The following is a 15350-nucleotide window of genomic DNA, read 5'->3' on the forward strand; positions in this document are numbered from 1 at the left end:
ACGTGTCTGACGTTGCTGGCCTAAAAAAGGACCTGTCCCGCCGTATGGAAGGGGCTGTGGAAGTATTGCACAAGGAGTTCACCGGTCTGCGTACCGGGCGCGCCAGTGTGAGCCTTCTGGAACCGGTCATGGTTGAAGCCTATGGCGTTCCGACCCCGCTTAATCAGGTGGCATCGGTCAGTGTTCCAGAATCCCGTATGCTTTCGGTTCAGGTTTGGGACAAGTCGATGGTCAAGGCCGTCGAAAAAGCCATCCGTGATTCGGGCCTTGGCCTGAACCCGGCTGCTGATGGCACGCTTGTTCGCGTTCCGATCCCGGCACTTAACGAAGAACGTCGTACCGAACTTTCCAAGGTTGCTGGCAAATATGCCGAGCAGGCCAAGATTTCGGTTCGTAACGTCCGTCGCGATGGCATGGATCAACTGAAAAAATGGGAAAAGGACGGTGACATCTCCAAGGACGAGATGCACGACGAAGAAAAAGAAGTCCAGAAGCTGACCGACAAGGTCATCGGCGAGATCGACGAAGCACTCGCCCACAAAGAACAGGAAATCATGCAAGTCTGATTATGGCTGTGCTTTCTTCGCAAACTCAACCTTCAGATGCGCTTTGTGTGCCGCGTCATGTTGCCATCATCATGGATGGCAACGGGCGCTGGGCGCGCGGGCGTGGCCGACCGCGGACGATGGGGCATCGCGCCGGTGTTGATGCCGTCCGTCGCACCATCGAAGCCGCAGGCGAACTTGGGATCGAGTATCTGACGCTTTATGGCTTCTCGACCGAGAACTGGAAGCGTCCGGAAAGCGAAGTCAGCGACCTGATGGGGCTGCTGCGCCTGTTCGTAAAGCGCGAATTATCCACTTTGCACAAAAATGGTATCAAAATTCGCATCATCGGCGATCGTTCGCGGTTTGCTGATGATATCCGCGAACTTCTGGCCAAGGCCGAAGATCAAACACGCGACAATACGCGCCTGAACCTGACCATCGCACTGAGCTATGGTGCGCGTGCTGAAATCACGCAGGCTGTACGCGATATTGCCGCCAAGGTTGCCGCAGGCGAACTGTCCGCCGACGAGATTACCGAAGACCTGATCGAACAAAACTTGTCGACAGCCGGTATTCCGGACCCGGATCTTCTGATCCGAACCAGCGGCGAACAGCGGATCAGTAACTTCTTGCTCTGGCAGTCGGCCTATACTGAATTCGTCTTTGAAGATGTGCTTTGGCCGGACTTTGATCGCAGCCACCTCGAAAAAGCTATCGATAACTTTGCCGGGCGGGAGCGGCGTTTTGGTGCCGTCATCTGAGACACAAGATCAAAAAGATACCAATTCCGGCCTGATGCCACGCGTTCTTTCCGCGATGGTTATGGCGCCTGTGGCTGTTGCGGCGGTCTGGTTCGGATCTCCCTATTTTGACATATTACTGTTTGTGTTTTCTGCAGGCATGATGTGGGAATGGTCGCGGATGTGCGCCCCGAACCACCACAACGGCATATCGGTTGTTACCGCCGTTGCGCTTGCGGTTGCGATGATAATGTATGTCGCTGGTCAGGAAGAATATATTGTCATGCCGATTGCCATCGGGGTGATTATTGCTGCGGCCCGCTCGGGCGCAAATTGGTTGCTTGCCGGGTTTGGCGTTTTGTACATCTCGGTTGCTGCACTGTCAGCACTCTGGCTGCGCACTCAGGATGGCGACGGTCTTCTGATCATTATGTGGCTGTTCTTCCTTGTATGGGCCACCGACACAGGCGGTTATGCCTTTGGCAAGACCATCGGCGGCCCAAAACTCGCACCACGCTTCAGCCCAAAGAAAACATGGGCGGGGTTGATCGGTGGCATGGTCTGTGCCGGTTTGATCGGTGGATTGGTCACGTATTTCAGTTCCGATGCGATCAATTGGGCGATTGTCGCGGTCAGTATGGTTTTGGCGATCATTGCCCAAATCGGTGATCTTGGTGAATCCGCACTCAAACGTCGTTTCAAGGTCAAGGACAGCAGTCACTTGATCCCAGGCCATGGCGGATTGCTTGATCGTGCTGACGGGATGTTGTCGGTGTTTCCTGTTGCCTTTGCTATTATCTGTTTCGCAGGGCTTTCTCTGCGTTAAGGCGGCCAATCCTCGGGCTGCTGTCTTTACAGGTGTTTGATGACTTTGAAGAAATCCGTCAGTGTCTTTGGTGTTACCGGTTCCATCGGGGCCAGCACCGTTGATGTTTTAAAGTCCCACACTGACAAATATGTTGTCGAAGCTGTAACGGCGCATCGCAATGTCGATGCATTGGCCAAGGCCGCCATCGAACTTGGCGCCAAATGCGCCGTGATCGGCGATTCTTCCTGTTTTGCGGACCTTCGCGATGCTCTGGCGGGGAAGGGTATTGAAATCGCGGCCGGCGAAGACGCGCTGATCGAGGCTGCCGAACGTCCCTCTGACATCGTCATTGCCGCAATTGTTGGGGCAGCTGGCCTGAAACCGACGCTGGCGGCCATTCGCCGTGGTGCACGCATTGGACTTGCCAATAAGGAAACGCTGGTCTGTGCCGGCGCCCTGATGACGGCGGAAATTTCAAGGCATGGTGCGACCCTGATCCCGGTTGATTCCGAACATAGTGCAATTTTCCAGGTTCTCGAGGATCGCGAAGAAACGCGCATTGACCGTATCCTTTTAACCGCTTCGGGCGGTCCGTTCCGGGAATGGTCATTAAAGGACATGCAATCTGTCACTAGGGTCCAGGCTTTGGCGCATCCGAATTGGGAAATGGGCGCAAAGATTTCGATCGATTCTGCGACCATGATGAACAAAGGGTTGGAGCTGATAGAGGCTTGGCACTTGTTCCCGGTCGCCGAGGAACAGATTGAAATTGTTGTTCATCCTCAATCAGTTGTTCACAGCATGGTGGAATATCCTGATGGTTCTGTGCTGGCACAGCTGGGATCTCCGGATATGCGGACACCAATTGCTTATGCGCTTTCATGGCCGGATCGGATCAAAGTGGACGCACCGCGTCTTGATTTTGCCACGATCGGGCGTTTGAACTTCGAGGCGCCGGATACAAATCGTTTCCCGGCTCTTCGTCTGGCACGACAGGCCTTGCAGGAAGGTGGCACGCTGCCTACTGTTCTGAACGCTGCCAACGAAGTCGCCGTCGAAGCGTTCCTTAATGACAGAATCGGCTTCCTTGATATCGCCGCGACTGTCGAAAAGCTCATGACAAGGCTTGGAAGCGAACCGCTGACCAGCCTTGAACAGGTATTTGAAACAGATGCAATGGTGCGCCGGGAAACGTCGGCGTGCCTTGTTTCGGCTTCTTAGATTGAAACTGCCGGTTTCACCGGCTTAGGGAATTCTTGATGGAAACCTTGCTTGCTTTTCTTTTTGTGCTCTCGGTACTCGTGTTTGTTCACGAATATGGTCACTACTGGGTGGCAATCAAAAACGGCGTGAAGGTCGAAGCCTTTTCAATCGGATTTGGCCCCGAACTTTTCGGTTGGCAGGATAAAAAGGGCACGCGCTGGAAAGTCAGCCTGATACCGCTTGGTGGTTACGTCAAAATGTTTGGCGACATGAACCCTGCCAGTGCCGGTGGTCGCGATGACCTTGACGCCGAAGAAGCAAAACACGCCTTCCATCACAAAGGGGTCGCCGCACGCGCGGCCATCGTTTTTGCCGGACCTTTGGCCAACTTCATCTTTGCCATCATCGTCTTTACATTCCTGTTTGCTGCTGTCGGGCAACAGCGTGCCTTGCCGGTTGTTGGCGAAGTTCTTGAAAACAGCCCGGCATCTGTTGCTGGCCTGATGGCTGATGACCGCATCACCGCGATCAACGGTCAGCCGGTTGAATGGTTTTCTGAGCTTTCTGACATTGTGCGAGCAAATCCCGGGCAACCGATTTCCGTCACGGTCCAACGCGACAGCGAAATCGTTGATCTTGCCGTGACGCCCGAAGCCGTCGAAGTCGACGAGGGTGGTATGACTGCGACGGTCGGACGCCTTGGCATCACCGCTGGTGACTTTGAGACGAGCCGCACCGGGGTTGTGGAATCGGTCGGTCGCGCATTTGAGACGACCTATTCATTGACCACGCAGACCTTCTCGGCACTCGGTGAAATGATCAGTGGTGATCGCGACAGTTCTGAACTGGGCGGGCCGATCCGGATCGCGCAAATGTCAGGACAGGTGGCCGAAGGGGGCATCGCACCGCTTCTGTTCTTTATGGGCTATCTTTCCATCAGCCTTGGGTTGATCAACCTGATGCCTGTTCCGGTCCTGGATGGTGGTCATCTTGTGTTCTACGCGATTGAGGCAATTCGCGGTAAGCCATTGGGGGCAAAAGCACAAGAATATGGTTTCCGTATCGGCGCGGGTTTGGTATTCAGCTTAATAATTTTCGCAACGTGGAACGATTTGACGCAATTGGGTGTCTTTAGTTTCCTCAAAGGACTTGCTGGCTAATGCATGACAGCAACAGGGGGGTTAACTTGCTGCGTAAGGTAAAAGCGGCCGTTGTGATTACGGCCCTGCTTGGCGGAACGGCGCCATTGATTGTTCCTGTGGCTGCGCATGCCCAATCGGGTCTGATTCGCGACATTGAAGTCGAAGGCAATAATCGTATCGAAACGGCGACGGTGAATGCCTACCTCACCGTTGCACCTGGCGATTCCTACGACATCCAGAAAATCAACAGTTCACTCAAGGCGCTTTTCTCGACCGGCCTGTTTGCCGACGTGTCCTTCTCCTTTAATCAGGGAATTTTGCGTGTAAATGTCGTTGAAAACCCGATCATCAACCGCATTGCGTTTGAAGGAAACCAGCGTCTTGATGATGATACCCTGAGTGCTGAATTGCAGTTGCGCCCGCGCGTTGTTTACACCCGCACCAAGGTGCAGGCCGACGTTCAGCGTATCCTCGAACTCTATCGTCGTAGCGGACGTTTCGCCGCAACGGTTGAGCCCAAGGTCATCCAGCTTGACCAGAACCGTGTCGATCTGGCGTTCGAGATTGATGAGGGGGATGCCACGGGTATCCGCAAAATCAACTTTGTTGGCAACAAGGCCTTTGACGACGGAGAACTGTCTGATGTGATCCGCACCACCGAAAGTGCGTGGTGGAAAATCCTGACGGCCGACGATAACTACGATCCCGACCGTGTGACCTTTGACCGCGAACTCCTGCGTCGCTTCTACCTGTCTGCCGGCTATGCTGATTTTCAGGTTCTCTCATCGGTTGCCGAACTGACACCTGATCGCTCGGATTTCTTTGTCACCTACACGGTGAGCGAGGGGCAGCGCTATCAGTTTGGCGAGATCAATGTCGTCTCACAGATCGACAAGATCGATCCGGAAACCCTGTTGCCGCTGATCGAGATTGAAAGCGGCGAATGGTATAACGCCAACCTTGTGGACGATGCGGTTGATGCTTTGACCGACAGTGTCGGGGATCAAGGCTATGCCTTCATTGACATCCGCCCGAACGTGCAGCGCAACCGTGAAACCGGCACCATTGACATCACCTTCAACATCTCCGAAGGGCCGAAGGTCTATGTCGAACGTATCAACGTTGTCGGCAACGTCCGAACCCTCGATGAGGTGATCCGTCGCGAATTCCGCTTGGTCGAAGGCGATGCGTTCAGCAGCTCCAAGATGCAGCGTTCCAAACAGCGCATCGAAAACCTTAACTTCTTCAAATCTGTGGATGTCAAAACCCTGCCGGGGGCGTCGCCGGATCAGACCGTGATCGAGGTCGATGTCGAAGAAAAATCGACCGGTGAGTTTTCCATTGGTGCGGGTTACGGAACGGATAATGGTGCGTTTGGTCAGCTTGGTATTCGTGAACGCAACTTGCTTGGCAAAGGCCAGGATTTGCGCCTGAACTTCACGCTTGGTTCAACCGACCAGCAGATCGACCTGTCCTTCACCGAGCCGTATTTCCTTGATCGCGAAATCGCTGCAGGTTTTGATGTCTATCGTCGTGAAGAAGATAATCAGGACGAAAGCTCGTATGATGAAGAGCAGACCGGGGGACGTCTCCGTGCGGGATTCCGCTACAGTGAGGAACTCTCGCATTCGTTCCGCTACTCGCTCGAAAGCAATAGCTATTCAAACATCAATCGTAGCAGCGCTTCACGACTTCTGTTGGCTGAAGAGACCGAGTTTGTTGAGTCCGCTATTGGTCATACTCTGACCTATGATGAACGTGACAGCTCGATTTCGCCGACGGAGGGATATTTCGCCCGCCTGTCAAATGATTTGGCCGGTGTTGGCGGCGATGAGCAATATTTGCGGTCGCGCGTTGAGGGCGGATATTACTATCCGATCGATCGCGAGCATGAGTGGGTTCTCTCGACCCGTGGTTCTACCGGCTACATTTTCGGGTTCGACGATGATACCCGCATTTCGCAACGTTTTTCTGTTGGTGGTTCAAACCTGCGTGGTTTCGAATCTGCCGGTGTCGGCCCGCGTGATATAGCGACCGGGGATGCTTTGGGTTCCAAACTGTACTACACTGGAACGGTTCAGTTAGACTTCCCGCTCGGGCTTCCATCTGAGTTTGCTTTAACAGGTCGCGTGTTTAGTGACTTCGGCTCCGGGCAGGACGTCGATGGTGCCCGTCCCGGCGAAATTTATGATACGGGCACTCTACGAAGCTCTGTCGGTTTTGGTGTAGGTTGGGAATCGCCGTTCGGCCCGATTGGTGTTGACATCTCTCAGGCAGTCACAAAAGAAGATCACGACAAAGAGGAAATGTTCCGACTTAACTTCGGAACGAGATTCTAATGAAAATGATCAAATCTCTCCGTAATCTGCTGGTTCTCTCCGCTCTTATCGGTTTCTCTGCACATGCCAATGTTGCGCAGGCGCAAGAACCGAACCCGGATAACTTTGCCTCCGTCATGATTGTCGATTTTGCCGGCATCATGCGTGAAGCATCTGCGATGCAGGATGCCCGCAAACAAATCCGCGATCGACAGGTTGCCTATCAAAAGGAAATCGAAACCCGCGAGCAGGGGCTGCGCGAGGAAGAAAAACAACTCGCTCAGCAACGCACGCTGCTGGCTGCAGACGTTTTTCAGGAAAAACAAAAGCAGTTTCAGCAAAAAGTCGCTGATTTCCAGAAATTTGCCCAGGCCCGCAGCCGTGTTCTCGATCAAGCCCTAGCCGAGGCTCAGTCCAAATTCTCGCAAGCCCTGAACGAAATCATAGGAAGCATTGCCGAAGAACGTGGCGCAAACCTTGTCCTGCATCGTGGGCAAGCTGTTCTGTTTGCAACCACCATGGATGCGACCAAGGAAGTTTTTGATCGCGCAAATGCCGAGGTTCCAACCATCACGGTTGAATTCAAGGAAGGCTCCTGATGGCGGATGCCCGTTTCTTTAGCCGCAAGGGACCCTTCAGTGTTGCTGAAATAGCCGCACTGACGGAAACAACACTGGTCAATGCACCCGATGAAACACGGGTCTTTCACGATGTCTCGCCCCTGCAAAACGCAGATGGCGATATCCTGAGCTTCTTTGACAATCGCAAATATCTTGATGCGTTTGTCAGCAGCAAGGCAGGGGCGTGCTTTGTGCGCCCTGAGTTTGTCGAGCGTGCACCCGAAGGCATGGTGTTGTTCGTAACCAAGGACCCGTATCGCGCCTATGCCAAGGCCGCGACTGCGTTCTATCCGTTCGAAACCGGCAATGGCGTGATTTCGGATCGCGCCGTCATTGATCCGTCTGCCAAGCTTGGCGAAGGCGTGCAGGTCGATGCCGGTGCAGTCATCGGTGCCAAGTGCGAAATTGGCGATGGCACCATCATCGCATCCAATGCTGTCATTGGTGACGGGGTTGTCATCGGTGCGGGCTGCAAGGTGGGTGCGAATGCCTCCATCAGCCACAGCCTGATTGGCAATCTGTGCCTGATCTATCCCGGTGCCCGCATCGGGCAGGACGGCTTTGGCTTTGCCATGGGCCCGCAAGGGCACGCCAAGGTTCCGCAATTGGGCCGGGTTGTGATCGGCAATGACGTCGAAGTCGGTTCAAACAGCACGATTGATCGCGGAGCAGGGCCGGATACTGTTATCGGGAACGGCTGCCGTATCGACAATCTGGTGCAAATCGGCCATAACGTTGAACTTGGCATGGGCTGTGTTGTTGTCTCGCAAGTCGGGATCTCCGGCTCGACCAAGATTGGCAATTTTGTCGTGCTTGCCGGTCAGGCAGGCATTACAGGACACCTCGAAATCGGCGATGGCGCGAAAGTCGCAGCCCAGTCGGGTGTCATGAAAAATGTGGGGCCGGGGGAAACTGTGGGCGGAAGCCCAGCCGTTCCGGTCATGGAATATCATAAACAGACGGTCGCCTTGTCGCGTCTGATACGAAAAAAGAAATAAGGGCTACACACATGACCGAACTGGTAAGTGTCGATATCCAGCGCATTCTGGAAATGATTCCGCATCGCTATCCGTTCCTTCTGATCGACAAGGTCATCGACATCGAAACCGATGTCCGTGCCACCGGCATCAAGAACGTGACGATGAACGAGCCGCAATTTACCGGCCATTTCCCGCAGCAGCCAATCATGCCGGGCGTTCTGATAATCGAAAGCATGGCGCAGACCGCAGCCATCCTGGTCGTTCAGACCCTTGGCGCGGATGCCGAAGGCAAGCTGGTTTATTTCATGAGCATCGATAACGCCCGTTTCCGCAAGCCGGTAACCCCGGGTGACGTCATGCACATCCATGTGACCAAAAAACAAAGCCGCGGCCCGGTCTGGAAGTTCGAAAGCCAGGTCAAGGTCGACGGCCAAGTCGTTGCCGAGGCAACCATCGCCGCGATGATCCGGGATAACTGATAATGTCAAAAGTACATCCAACCGCCGTTGTCGAAGATGGCGCGCAGATTGGTCAGGATGTCGAAATCGGACCCTATAGCGTGGTCGGTCCGAATGTTGTCTTGGGTGATGGTGTCAAACTGCACAGCCACGTGGCCGTCGCAGGTCACACCACCCTTGGCGATCAGTGCGAAGTTTATCCCTTTGCCTCTGTGGGGCATGCCCCGCAGGACCTGAAATTCAAGGGCGAAAACAGCCGCCTGATCGTTGGCAAACGCACCAAAATCCGCGAGGGCGCAACCCTTAATCCGGGCACCGAAGGTGGCGGTATGGAAACCACCATCGGTGATGATTGCCTTCTGATGACCGGAGCCCATGTCGGGCATGATTGCCATGTCGGCAACCACTGCATTCTGGTCAATAACGGCACGCTTGCGGGCCACGTGGTGGTCGAAGACTTCGCAATTGTAGGAGGTCTTTCGGCGGTTCATCAGTTCGTCCGTATCGGCAAGCACGCCATGATTGGCGGCATGACCGGGGTCGAAAGCGACGTCATCCCTTATGGTTCCGTCATCGGCAACCGTGCCTATCTTTCAGGCCTGAATATCATCGGCCTGAAACGCCGCGGGTTTGATCGTGAAACCATCCATTCGCTGCGCAAGGCCTATCGCCTTCTGTTTGCACAGGAAGGCACCCTGGCCGAGCGTGTCGAAGAAGTCGCCAAGGATTTTGAGGGCGTTGGCCCGGTGATGGAAATCATCAATTTCCTCAAAGCGGAAAGCATGCGTTCCGTATGCACGCCAAAATATGACAGCTCCGCAGGATAATCCGCAGCCGAAATTGGGGATTATCGCCGGGGGCGGGGCGCTTCCCGCCCGTCTGGCGTCCGCGGCTGTTTCAATGGGCCGCGATGTCTGCATCGTCAAGCTTGATGGCTATGCCGATGATACCGACCTTGACCAATATCCGAATGTAACGGCCCGCCTTGGTGCAGCATCGAAAATCCTTGATGCCATGCGCAAGGAAAACTGCCAGGACGTGGTTCTGGCAGGTAAGGTCGCACGCCCCAGCTTTTCTTCGATCCGCCCGGATTGGCGGGCAGCAAAGCTTTTGATGAAAGTTGGCACCAAGGCACTTGGCGATGACGGATTGCTCCGCCTTGTCGGTAAAGAGCTCGAACGCGAAGGCTTCCGCCTTTTGGGCGCCCATGAAATTCTTGGCGATCTCGCGGTTGAGGAAGGCGTTCTTGGTGCGGTAACCCCCGATGAACAGGCAATGACCGATGCGCTCCATGGCCTCTCAGTCGCCCGAACACTTGGGAAGGCCGATGTCGGGCAGGGATGTGTCGTGCAACAGGGGCTGGTTCTGGCCCTTGAGGCGATCGAAGGCACCGATGAAATGGTGCGCCGCTCGGCCAAATACCGGCGTGATGGTGTTGGCGGGGTGCTGGTAAAGTCCGCCAAGCCGCAACAGGATAAACGCCTTGATCTGCCGGCCATCGGCATGAAAACCATCGAAGAGGTCCATAAAGCTGGCTTGCGTGGTATCGCACTGCTTGCCGGTGGCACCATGATCATTGATCGTGCCGCCGTCATTGCCCGTGCTGATGCGCTGGGCCTGTTTGTCGTTGGTCTGTCCCTCCCGGACGAGGAACGCCAAAATGGCGGATGAAACCGCGCCGCTTGGCCCGAAAATCATGCTTGTGGCTGGCGAGGCATCCGGGGATCAACTGGGTGGGCGCCTGATGGCGGCCCTTAAGGCCAAACAGGATCATATTCGCTTTATCGGTGTTGGCGGTCCGCGCATGGAGCGTGAAGGCCTCAAAAGCCTGTTTCCGATGAATGAAATGTCGGTCATGGGCCTGACAGAGGTCGTGCCGCACATTCCACATCTGCTCAAACGCATTTCCCAAACCGCGGACTTCGCCAAATCCGAAAAACCCGATGTCGTGATTACCATCGATGCCCCGGATTTCAGCTTTCGGGTCGGCAAGAAGCTAAAAGGCAAGGGCATCCCGCTGGTGCACTATGTCGCCCCCTCGGTCTGGGCGTGGCGCGAAGGCCGGGCAAAGAAGATTGCGGGTTTCCTCGATCATCTTCTCGCACTTTTGCCGTTTGAACCGCCCTATTTTGAAAAAGAAGGCCTGCCAACCACCTTTATTGGCCACTCAGCAGTCGAAGAACGCCATGACGGGGATGGTGAGCGGTTCCGCGCTCAATATGGCCTGAAAGTGACCCAAAAGCTTCTGGCGGTTCTGCCCGGAAGCCGTAATTCCGAAGTCAAACGCCTCCTGCCGGTATTTCGCAAGGTCATTGATGATGTTGCCACGAAATACCCCGATGCACGCATCGTCGTTCCAACGGTCAGCAAGGTCGTCGACACCGTCACCGAAGAAATGAAATCCTGGCCACTCGATCCAATTATTGTCGCAACCGATCAGGAACGCCATGACGCGTTTTCGGCGGCCGACTGTGCGCTGGCGGCATCAGGCACCGTCTCACTCGAACTGGCAATTGCCGGTGTGCCACATGTCATTGCCTATCAAGTCAATGCGGTTACGGGCTGGATTGCAAAACGCCTGATCAAGATCGATACCGTCACCATTGTTAATCTGGTCCTTGGCAAAAAACTGATCCCCGAGTTCCTGCAGGACAAATGCAAGGCCAAAAAGATCATTCCGGTTCTTGATACCCTGATGGCTGATAGCCCTGAACGGGCAGCACAGATCGACGGCTTTGATAAAGCCTGCACCTTGCTGGGATTTGGTGACAGACCTCCCAGCGAAAAGGCTGCCGAGCAGATTTTGAAAATCATCGCCAAAAAATAGTCTGTTACGGGTGGCATCAAGTCCGCATTGCAATTAGTTTCTTCGCATTGATTAATTGAAAACGGAGACAGTGTTATGCGCTACCTGCATACGATGGTACGTGTCGAGAATGTCGATGAGTCGATGAAATTCTATTGCGACCTTCTTGGCATGAAAGAGACCCGCCGGATCGAGAGCGAGCAGGGCCGTTTCACCCTGATCTATCTTGCACCGCCGGCGGACGTCGAAAGTGCCAAATCCGTCAAGGCCCCGGAACTTGAACTGACCTATAACTGGGACCCGGAAAGCTATTCGGGCGGTCGCAACTTCGGTCACTTGGCCTATGAAGTCGACGACATCTATGCGCTTTGCCAGAAACTGATGGATGCGGGTGTTATCATCAACCGTCCGCCGCGTGATGGCCGCATGGCGTTTGTTCGTTCCCCGGACGGCATTTCCATCGAGTTCCTGCAAAAAGGCGAAAGCCTCGCCCCGGCTGAGCCGTGGGCCAGCATGGAAAACACCGGAAGCTGGTAAGCCCGGAAAATATCGTGGGGCAGGTTAAAGCTGCCCCACAAATACAAAAAGGCCCGGAAAATTCCGGGCCTTTTCTTTGATCTGTCGATGTCGACGCGGCTTAGCGCTTGTCGACCGGCACGAACGGACGTTCTGCAACACCGGTAAACAGCTGACGCGGACGACCGATTTTCTGAGACGGATCTTCGATCATCTCTTTCCACTGGGAAATCCAGCCAACGGTACGTGCAACAGCGAACAGCACGGTAAACATGCTGACCGGGATGCCCATCGCCTTGAAGATGATGCCCGAATAGAAGTCGACGTTCGGATAGAGTTTCTTCTCGATGAAGTACTCGTCTTCACGTGCGATGCGTTCCAGTTCCTGGGCAACGTCAAGCAGCGGGTCGCTGATGTTGAGTTCTTTGAGAACTTCGTGGCAGGTTTCCTGCATGACCTTGGCGCGCGGATCGTAGTTTTTGTAAACGCGGTGACCAAAGCCCATCAGACGGAACGGATCGTTCTTGTCTTTTGCTTTTGCAACGTATTCCGGGATGTTTTTCACATCGCCGATTTCGTTGAGCATGACCAGAACGGCTTCGTTTGCGCCACCATGTGCCGGACCCCAGAGGGATGCGATACCAGCCGCAATACATGCAAACGGGTTGGCACCCGAAGAACCGGCCAGACGAACGGTCGAGGTCGACGCATTCTGTTCGTGGTCGGCATGCAGGATCAGGATGCGATCCATTGCCTTGGCCAGAACCGGATTGACTTCATAGTCTTCACACGGGTTGCCAAACATCATCTGCAGGAAGTTTTCTGCATAACCGAGCTTGTTGTTCGGATAACGGAACGGCTGACCGATGGAATATTTATACGCCATCGCCGCAATGGTCGGCATTTTCGCAATCAGGCGATAGGCCGAAATCATCCGCTGCTTCGGATCGTTGATGTCGGTGCTGTCATGATAGAACGCGGACAATGCGCCAACAACGCCACACATGATCGCCATCGGATGTGCATCACGGCGGAAACCGTTATAGAAATTGCGCATCTGTTCGTGGACCATGGTGTGCATGGTAATATCATTCTCGAACTTGGCTTTGTCGGTGGCATTCGGCAGCTCACCATAAAGCAGCAGATGGCAGACTTCGAGGAAGTCGGCATTTTCTGCAAGTTCATCAATTGCATAACCGCGGTGACGCAGAATACCAACGTCGCCATCAATATAGGTCAGTTCCGACTGGCAAGAGCCGGTCGAAGTGAAGCCCGGATCATAGGTGAAATATCCGGTTTCAGCATACAGCTTGCGGATGTCAATCACAGACGGGCCTACACTGCCCTCAATCACCGGCATATCGAACGACTTGCCAGTGGCATTGTCGGTCATTGTCACGGTGTGGGAAGTCTTGGGATTAGATGCCATGACTATTTTTCCTTCCCTGTTTGAACGAACACGGTTTCAAGTTGTGTGCAGCATAATGCTGCGGCGCACAAAGCGCAAACGGGTTATTAGTTTTTCTTAATTCGCTGTTGTTATGCATCAAAATGGCGAATGCGTTTCAGCGTTTGGGTTTTGCCAAGCACAATCATTACTTCGAAAATGCCTGGTGAAGAGTTGGAGCCTGTAAGCACCGCCCGCAAGGGCTGCGCAACTTTGCCAAGCTTTAACTCAAACTTATCGGCAATGGCGCGAACACTTGCGTCAACGTCCTCTTCGGTCCAGCTATCAAGCGCTTCAAGACTGTTGGCCAGTTCCTTGAACAGACCTTCAGGTGCACCATCAATCAGGGACTGGGCTTTCTCGTTAACGGACGTAATGCCATCGGTAACGTAGAAAGCCGAAGAGTCGGCGAGCTCGATAAGAGTCTTGGCCCTTTCTTTAAGGCCTGCCATGCCGTTGATCAAGATTTCTTTTTGCGATGCATCAAGCGCATCGACGCCAATTTGCTTGGCAATCAGCGGCGAAACCTCGTCTGCAAGGCGTTTGTCATCGGCCTGACGCAGGTAGATGCCATTAAGGTTGGTCAGCTTTGCAAAATCAAAGCGCGCAGCCCCTTTGCCGACATCGGTGATGTCAAACCATTCAATCGCCTGCTCGGTCGAAATGACCTCATCATCACCATGGCCCCAGCCAAGACGCAGAAGATAGTTGTTCAATGCCTCGGGCAAGAAGCCCATTTCATCGCGATAGGCATCAACACCCAGCGCACCATGGCGTTTTGACAGCTTGGCGCCATCCGGACCATGGATCAGCGGGATATGCGCAAAGGTCGGAACGTCCCAACCCATGGCATCATAAATGACTTTCTGACGGAATGCGTTGGTCAGGTGGTCGTCACCACGAATGACGTTGGTAACACCCATGTCATGGTCATCAACCACTACGGAAAGCATGTAGGTGGGCGTTCCGTCGCCGCGCAGGATGACATAATCGTCAAGCTGCTCGTTGCCGACGCGAACTTCGCCCTGCACCTGATCATTGATCACGGCATCGCCTTCCTGCGGGGCCTTGACGCGGACCACCGGTTTGACACCTTCCGGTGCCTCGGACGGATCGCGATCGCGCCAGGTACCGTCATATTTCATTGGACGGCCTTCTGCGCGGGCTTTCTCGCGCATGGCGGTCAGCTCCTCGGGGGAGCAATAGCAATAATACGCTTTCCCGGCATAAAGAAGCTGTTGGGCTACTTCTGCATGGCGGTCGCGACGGGCAAACTGGAAAGTCGGCTCTTCGTCTGCGGTCAGGCCAAGCCAGTTCAAGCCGTCAAAAATGGCGTCTACGGCCTCGGGCGTTGAACGTTCACGGTCGGTATCCTCGATCCGGAGCAAGAACTTGCCACCGGTATGTTTGGCATATAGCCAGTTATAAAGTGCGGTGCGTGCGCCGCCGATATGCAGAAACCCGGTCGGAGACGGGGCAAAACGGGTAACAACCGTCATTCAATCTATCCGTTATTTGGATGTTGTCGCTTGTCCTGAGGACTTTTGGCGTGCAGGCTATAGCACAAATGACACGCTGTTGCACCACAGCGGATGTTAGATAGAAACTATGCGGCAGGCGGGCTATTGGACATTCGTCGTACGGCGACAGGTAAAGTTAAATTAAAACAATTATTTGTGGGTGTTTTCTCACAAATTAATTTTGTTGTAACAAGCCAAAGAAATAAATGGTTTCTGTCCTCGGTTATCTTCTTTGGGTTGGGCT

General features: G+C 54.2%; 15 protein-coding genes. 13 read left to right on the forward strand and 2 right to left on the reverse strand.

Features of this window, described 5'->3' with window-relative positions:
• Positions 1-44 precede the first annotated feature (44 nt).
• From frr to IT893_RS07955, 13 genes are all read left to right on the forward strand, one after another.
• Positions 45-566 (forward strand): ribosome recycling factor, encoded by a 522-nt coding sequence (frr, locus tag IT893_RS07895; protein ID WP_215907637.1) that lies wholly within the window; start codon positions 45-47, stop codon positions 564-566.
• 2 nt (positions 567-568) lie between these two features.
• Positions 569-1309 carry an isoprenyl transferase gene (locus tag IT893_RS07900; RefSeq protein ID WP_008891202.1) on the forward strand — a complete coding sequence of 247 codons (741 nt, stop codon included), beginning with the start codon at positions 569-571 and terminating at the stop codon, positions 1307-1309.
• A complete protein-coding gene (locus IT893_RS07905) occupies positions 1296-2114 on the forward strand; it encodes a phosphatidate cytidylyltransferase (protein WP_252724114.1) in 819 nt (272 codons plus the stop codon). Before IT893_RS07900 ends, IT893_RS07905 begins: the two co-directional genes overlap by 14 nt.
• Positions 2115-2153: 39 nt before the next feature.
• Positions 2154-3317: a 1-deoxy-D-xylulose-5-phosphate reductoisomerase gene (locus IT893_RS07910; RefSeq protein WP_197147398.1), complete on the forward strand. Its 1164-nt coding sequence runs from the start codon at positions 2154-2156 to the stop codon at positions 3315-3317.
• A gap of 38 nt (positions 3318-3355) precedes the next feature.
• Positions 3356-4459: an RIP metalloprotease RseP gene (gene rseP / locus IT893_RS07915; protein ID WP_197147399.1), complete on the forward strand. Its 1104-nt coding sequence runs from the start codon at positions 3356-3358 to the stop codon at positions 4457-4459.
• On the forward strand, positions 4459-6780 hold the full coding sequence (gene bamA, locus IT893_RS07920; RefSeq protein WP_197147400.1) for an outer membrane protein assembly factor BamA: 2322 nt from the start codon (positions 4459-4461) through the stop codon (positions 6778-6780). Before rseP ends, bamA begins: the two co-directional genes overlap by 1 nt.
• Before the next feature lie 5 nt (positions 6781-6785).
• Positions 6786-7358, forward strand: a complete 573-nt coding sequence (locus IT893_RS07925) for an OmpH family outer membrane protein (RefSeq protein ID WP_245227865.1) — start codon at positions 6786-6788, stop codon at positions 7356-7358.
• Positions 7358-8377 carry a UDP-3-O-(3-hydroxymyristoyl)glucosamine N-acyltransferase gene (lpxD, locus tag IT893_RS07930; RefSeq protein ID WP_197147401.1) on the forward strand — a complete coding sequence of 340 codons (1020 nt, stop codon included), beginning with the start codon at positions 7358-7360 and terminating at the stop codon, positions 8375-8377. Before IT893_RS07925 ends, lpxD begins: the two co-directional genes overlap by 1 nt.
• Positions 8378-8388: 11 nt before the next feature.
• Positions 8389-8838: a 3-hydroxyacyl-ACP dehydratase FabZ gene (gene fabZ / locus IT893_RS07935; RefSeq protein ID WP_008891195.1), complete on the forward strand. Its 450-nt coding sequence runs from the start codon at positions 8389-8391 to the stop codon at positions 8836-8838.
• Between the two features lie 2 nt (positions 8839-8840).
• The gene (gene lpxA, locus IT893_RS07940) at positions 8841-9644 is read left to right on the forward strand and encodes an acyl-ACP--UDP-N-acetylglucosamine O-acyltransferase (protein ID WP_008891194.1); all 804 of its coding nucleotides are present in this window, start codon (positions 8841-8843) and stop codon (positions 9642-9644) included.
• Positions 9625-10488, forward strand: coding sequence for an LpxI family protein (locus IT893_RS07945; RefSeq protein ID WP_197147402.1), 864 nt, complete (start codon positions 9625-9627; stop codon positions 10486-10488). Before lpxA ends, IT893_RS07945 begins: the two co-directional genes overlap by 20 nt.
• Positions 10478-11644, forward strand: coding sequence for a lipid-A-disaccharide synthase (lpxB, locus tag IT893_RS07950; protein ID WP_197147403.1), 1167 nt, complete (start codon positions 10478-10480; stop codon positions 11642-11644). The genes IT893_RS07945 and lpxB overlap by 11 nt, the downstream gene beginning before the upstream one ends.
• A gap of 75 nt (positions 11645-11719) precedes the next feature.
• Complete coding sequence (locus IT893_RS07955) at positions 11720-12160, forward strand: VOC family protein (protein WP_063089401.1); 441 nt, start codon at positions 11720-11722, stop codon at positions 12158-12160.
• Between the two features lie 100 nt (positions 12161-12260).
• On the opposite strand, the gene IT893_RS07960 is transcribed toward IT893_RS07955, so the two are convergent.
• Positions 12261-13568, reverse strand: a complete 1308-nt coding sequence (locus IT893_RS07960) for a citrate synthase (protein WP_040823987.1) — start codon at positions 13566-13568, stop codon at positions 12261-12263.
• A gap of 110 nt (positions 13569-13678) precedes the next feature.
• A complete protein-coding gene (gltX, locus tag IT893_RS07965) occupies positions 13679-15085 on the reverse strand; it encodes a glutamate--tRNA ligase (RefSeq protein WP_197147404.1) in 1407 nt (468 codons plus the stop codon).
• Between the last annotated feature and the right edge of the window lie 265 nt (positions 15086-15350).

This window comes from Thalassospira sp. A40-3, assembly GCF_015871485.1.
In the GTDB taxonomy this organism is placed as follows: domain Bacteria; phylum Pseudomonadota; class Alphaproteobacteria; order Rhodospirillales; family Thalassospiraceae; genus Thalassospira; species Thalassospira tepidiphila.

Excerpts from the sequence above, each read along its gene's own strand:
- frr (WP_215907637.1), top strand. The coding sequence starts at position 45 with ATGGAAGGGGCTGTGGAAGTATTGCACAAGGAGTTCACCGGTCTGCGT.
- IT893_RS07900 (WP_008891202.1), top strand. The coding sequence starts at position 569 with ATGGCTGTGCTTTCTTCGCAAACTCAACCTTCAGATGCGCTTTGTGTG.
- IT893_RS07910 (WP_197147398.1), top strand. The coding sequence starts at position 2,154 with ATGACTTTGAAGAAATCCGTCAGTGTCTTTGGTGTTACCGGTTCCATC.
- rseP (WP_197147399.1), top strand. The coding sequence starts at position 3,356 with ATGGAAACCTTGCTTGCTTTTCTTTTTGTGCTCTCGGTACTCGTGTTT.
- bamA (WP_197147400.1), top strand. The coding sequence starts at position 4,459 with ATGCATGACAGCAACAGGGGGGTTAACTTGCTGCGTAAGGTAAAAGCG.
- IT893_RS07925 (WP_245227865.1), top strand. The coding sequence starts at position 6,786 with ATGATCAAATCTCTCCGTAATCTGCTGGTTCTCTCCGCTCTTATCGGT.
- lpxD (WP_197147401.1), top strand. The coding sequence starts at position 7,358 with ATGGCGGATGCCCGTTTCTTTAGCCGCAAGGGACCCTTCAGTGTTGCT.
- fabZ (WP_008891195.1), top strand. The coding sequence starts at position 8,389 with ATGACCGAACTGGTAAGTGTCGATATCCAGCGCATTCTGGAAATGATT.
- lpxA (WP_008891194.1), top strand. The coding sequence starts at position 8,841 with ATGTCAAAAGTACATCCAACCGCCGTTGTCGAAGATGGCGCGCAGATT.
- IT893_RS07945 (WP_197147402.1), top strand. The coding sequence starts at position 9,625 with ATGACAGCTCCGCAGGATAATCCGCAGCCGAAATTGGGGATTATCGCC.
- lpxB (WP_197147403.1), top strand. The coding sequence starts at position 10,478 with ATGGCGGATGAAACCGCGCCGCTTGGCCCGAAAATCATGCTTGTGGCT.
- IT893_RS07955 (WP_063089401.1), top strand. The coding sequence starts at position 11,720 with ATGCGCTACCTGCATACGATGGTACGTGTCGAGAATGTCGATGAGTCG.
- IT893_RS07960 (WP_040823987.1), bottom strand. The coding sequence starts at position 13,568 with ATGGCATCTAATCCCAAGACTTCCCACACCGTGACAATGACCGACAAT.
- gltX (WP_197147404.1), bottom strand. The coding sequence starts at position 15,085 with ATGACGGTTGTTACCCGTTTTGCCCCGTCTCCGACCGGGTTTCTGCAT.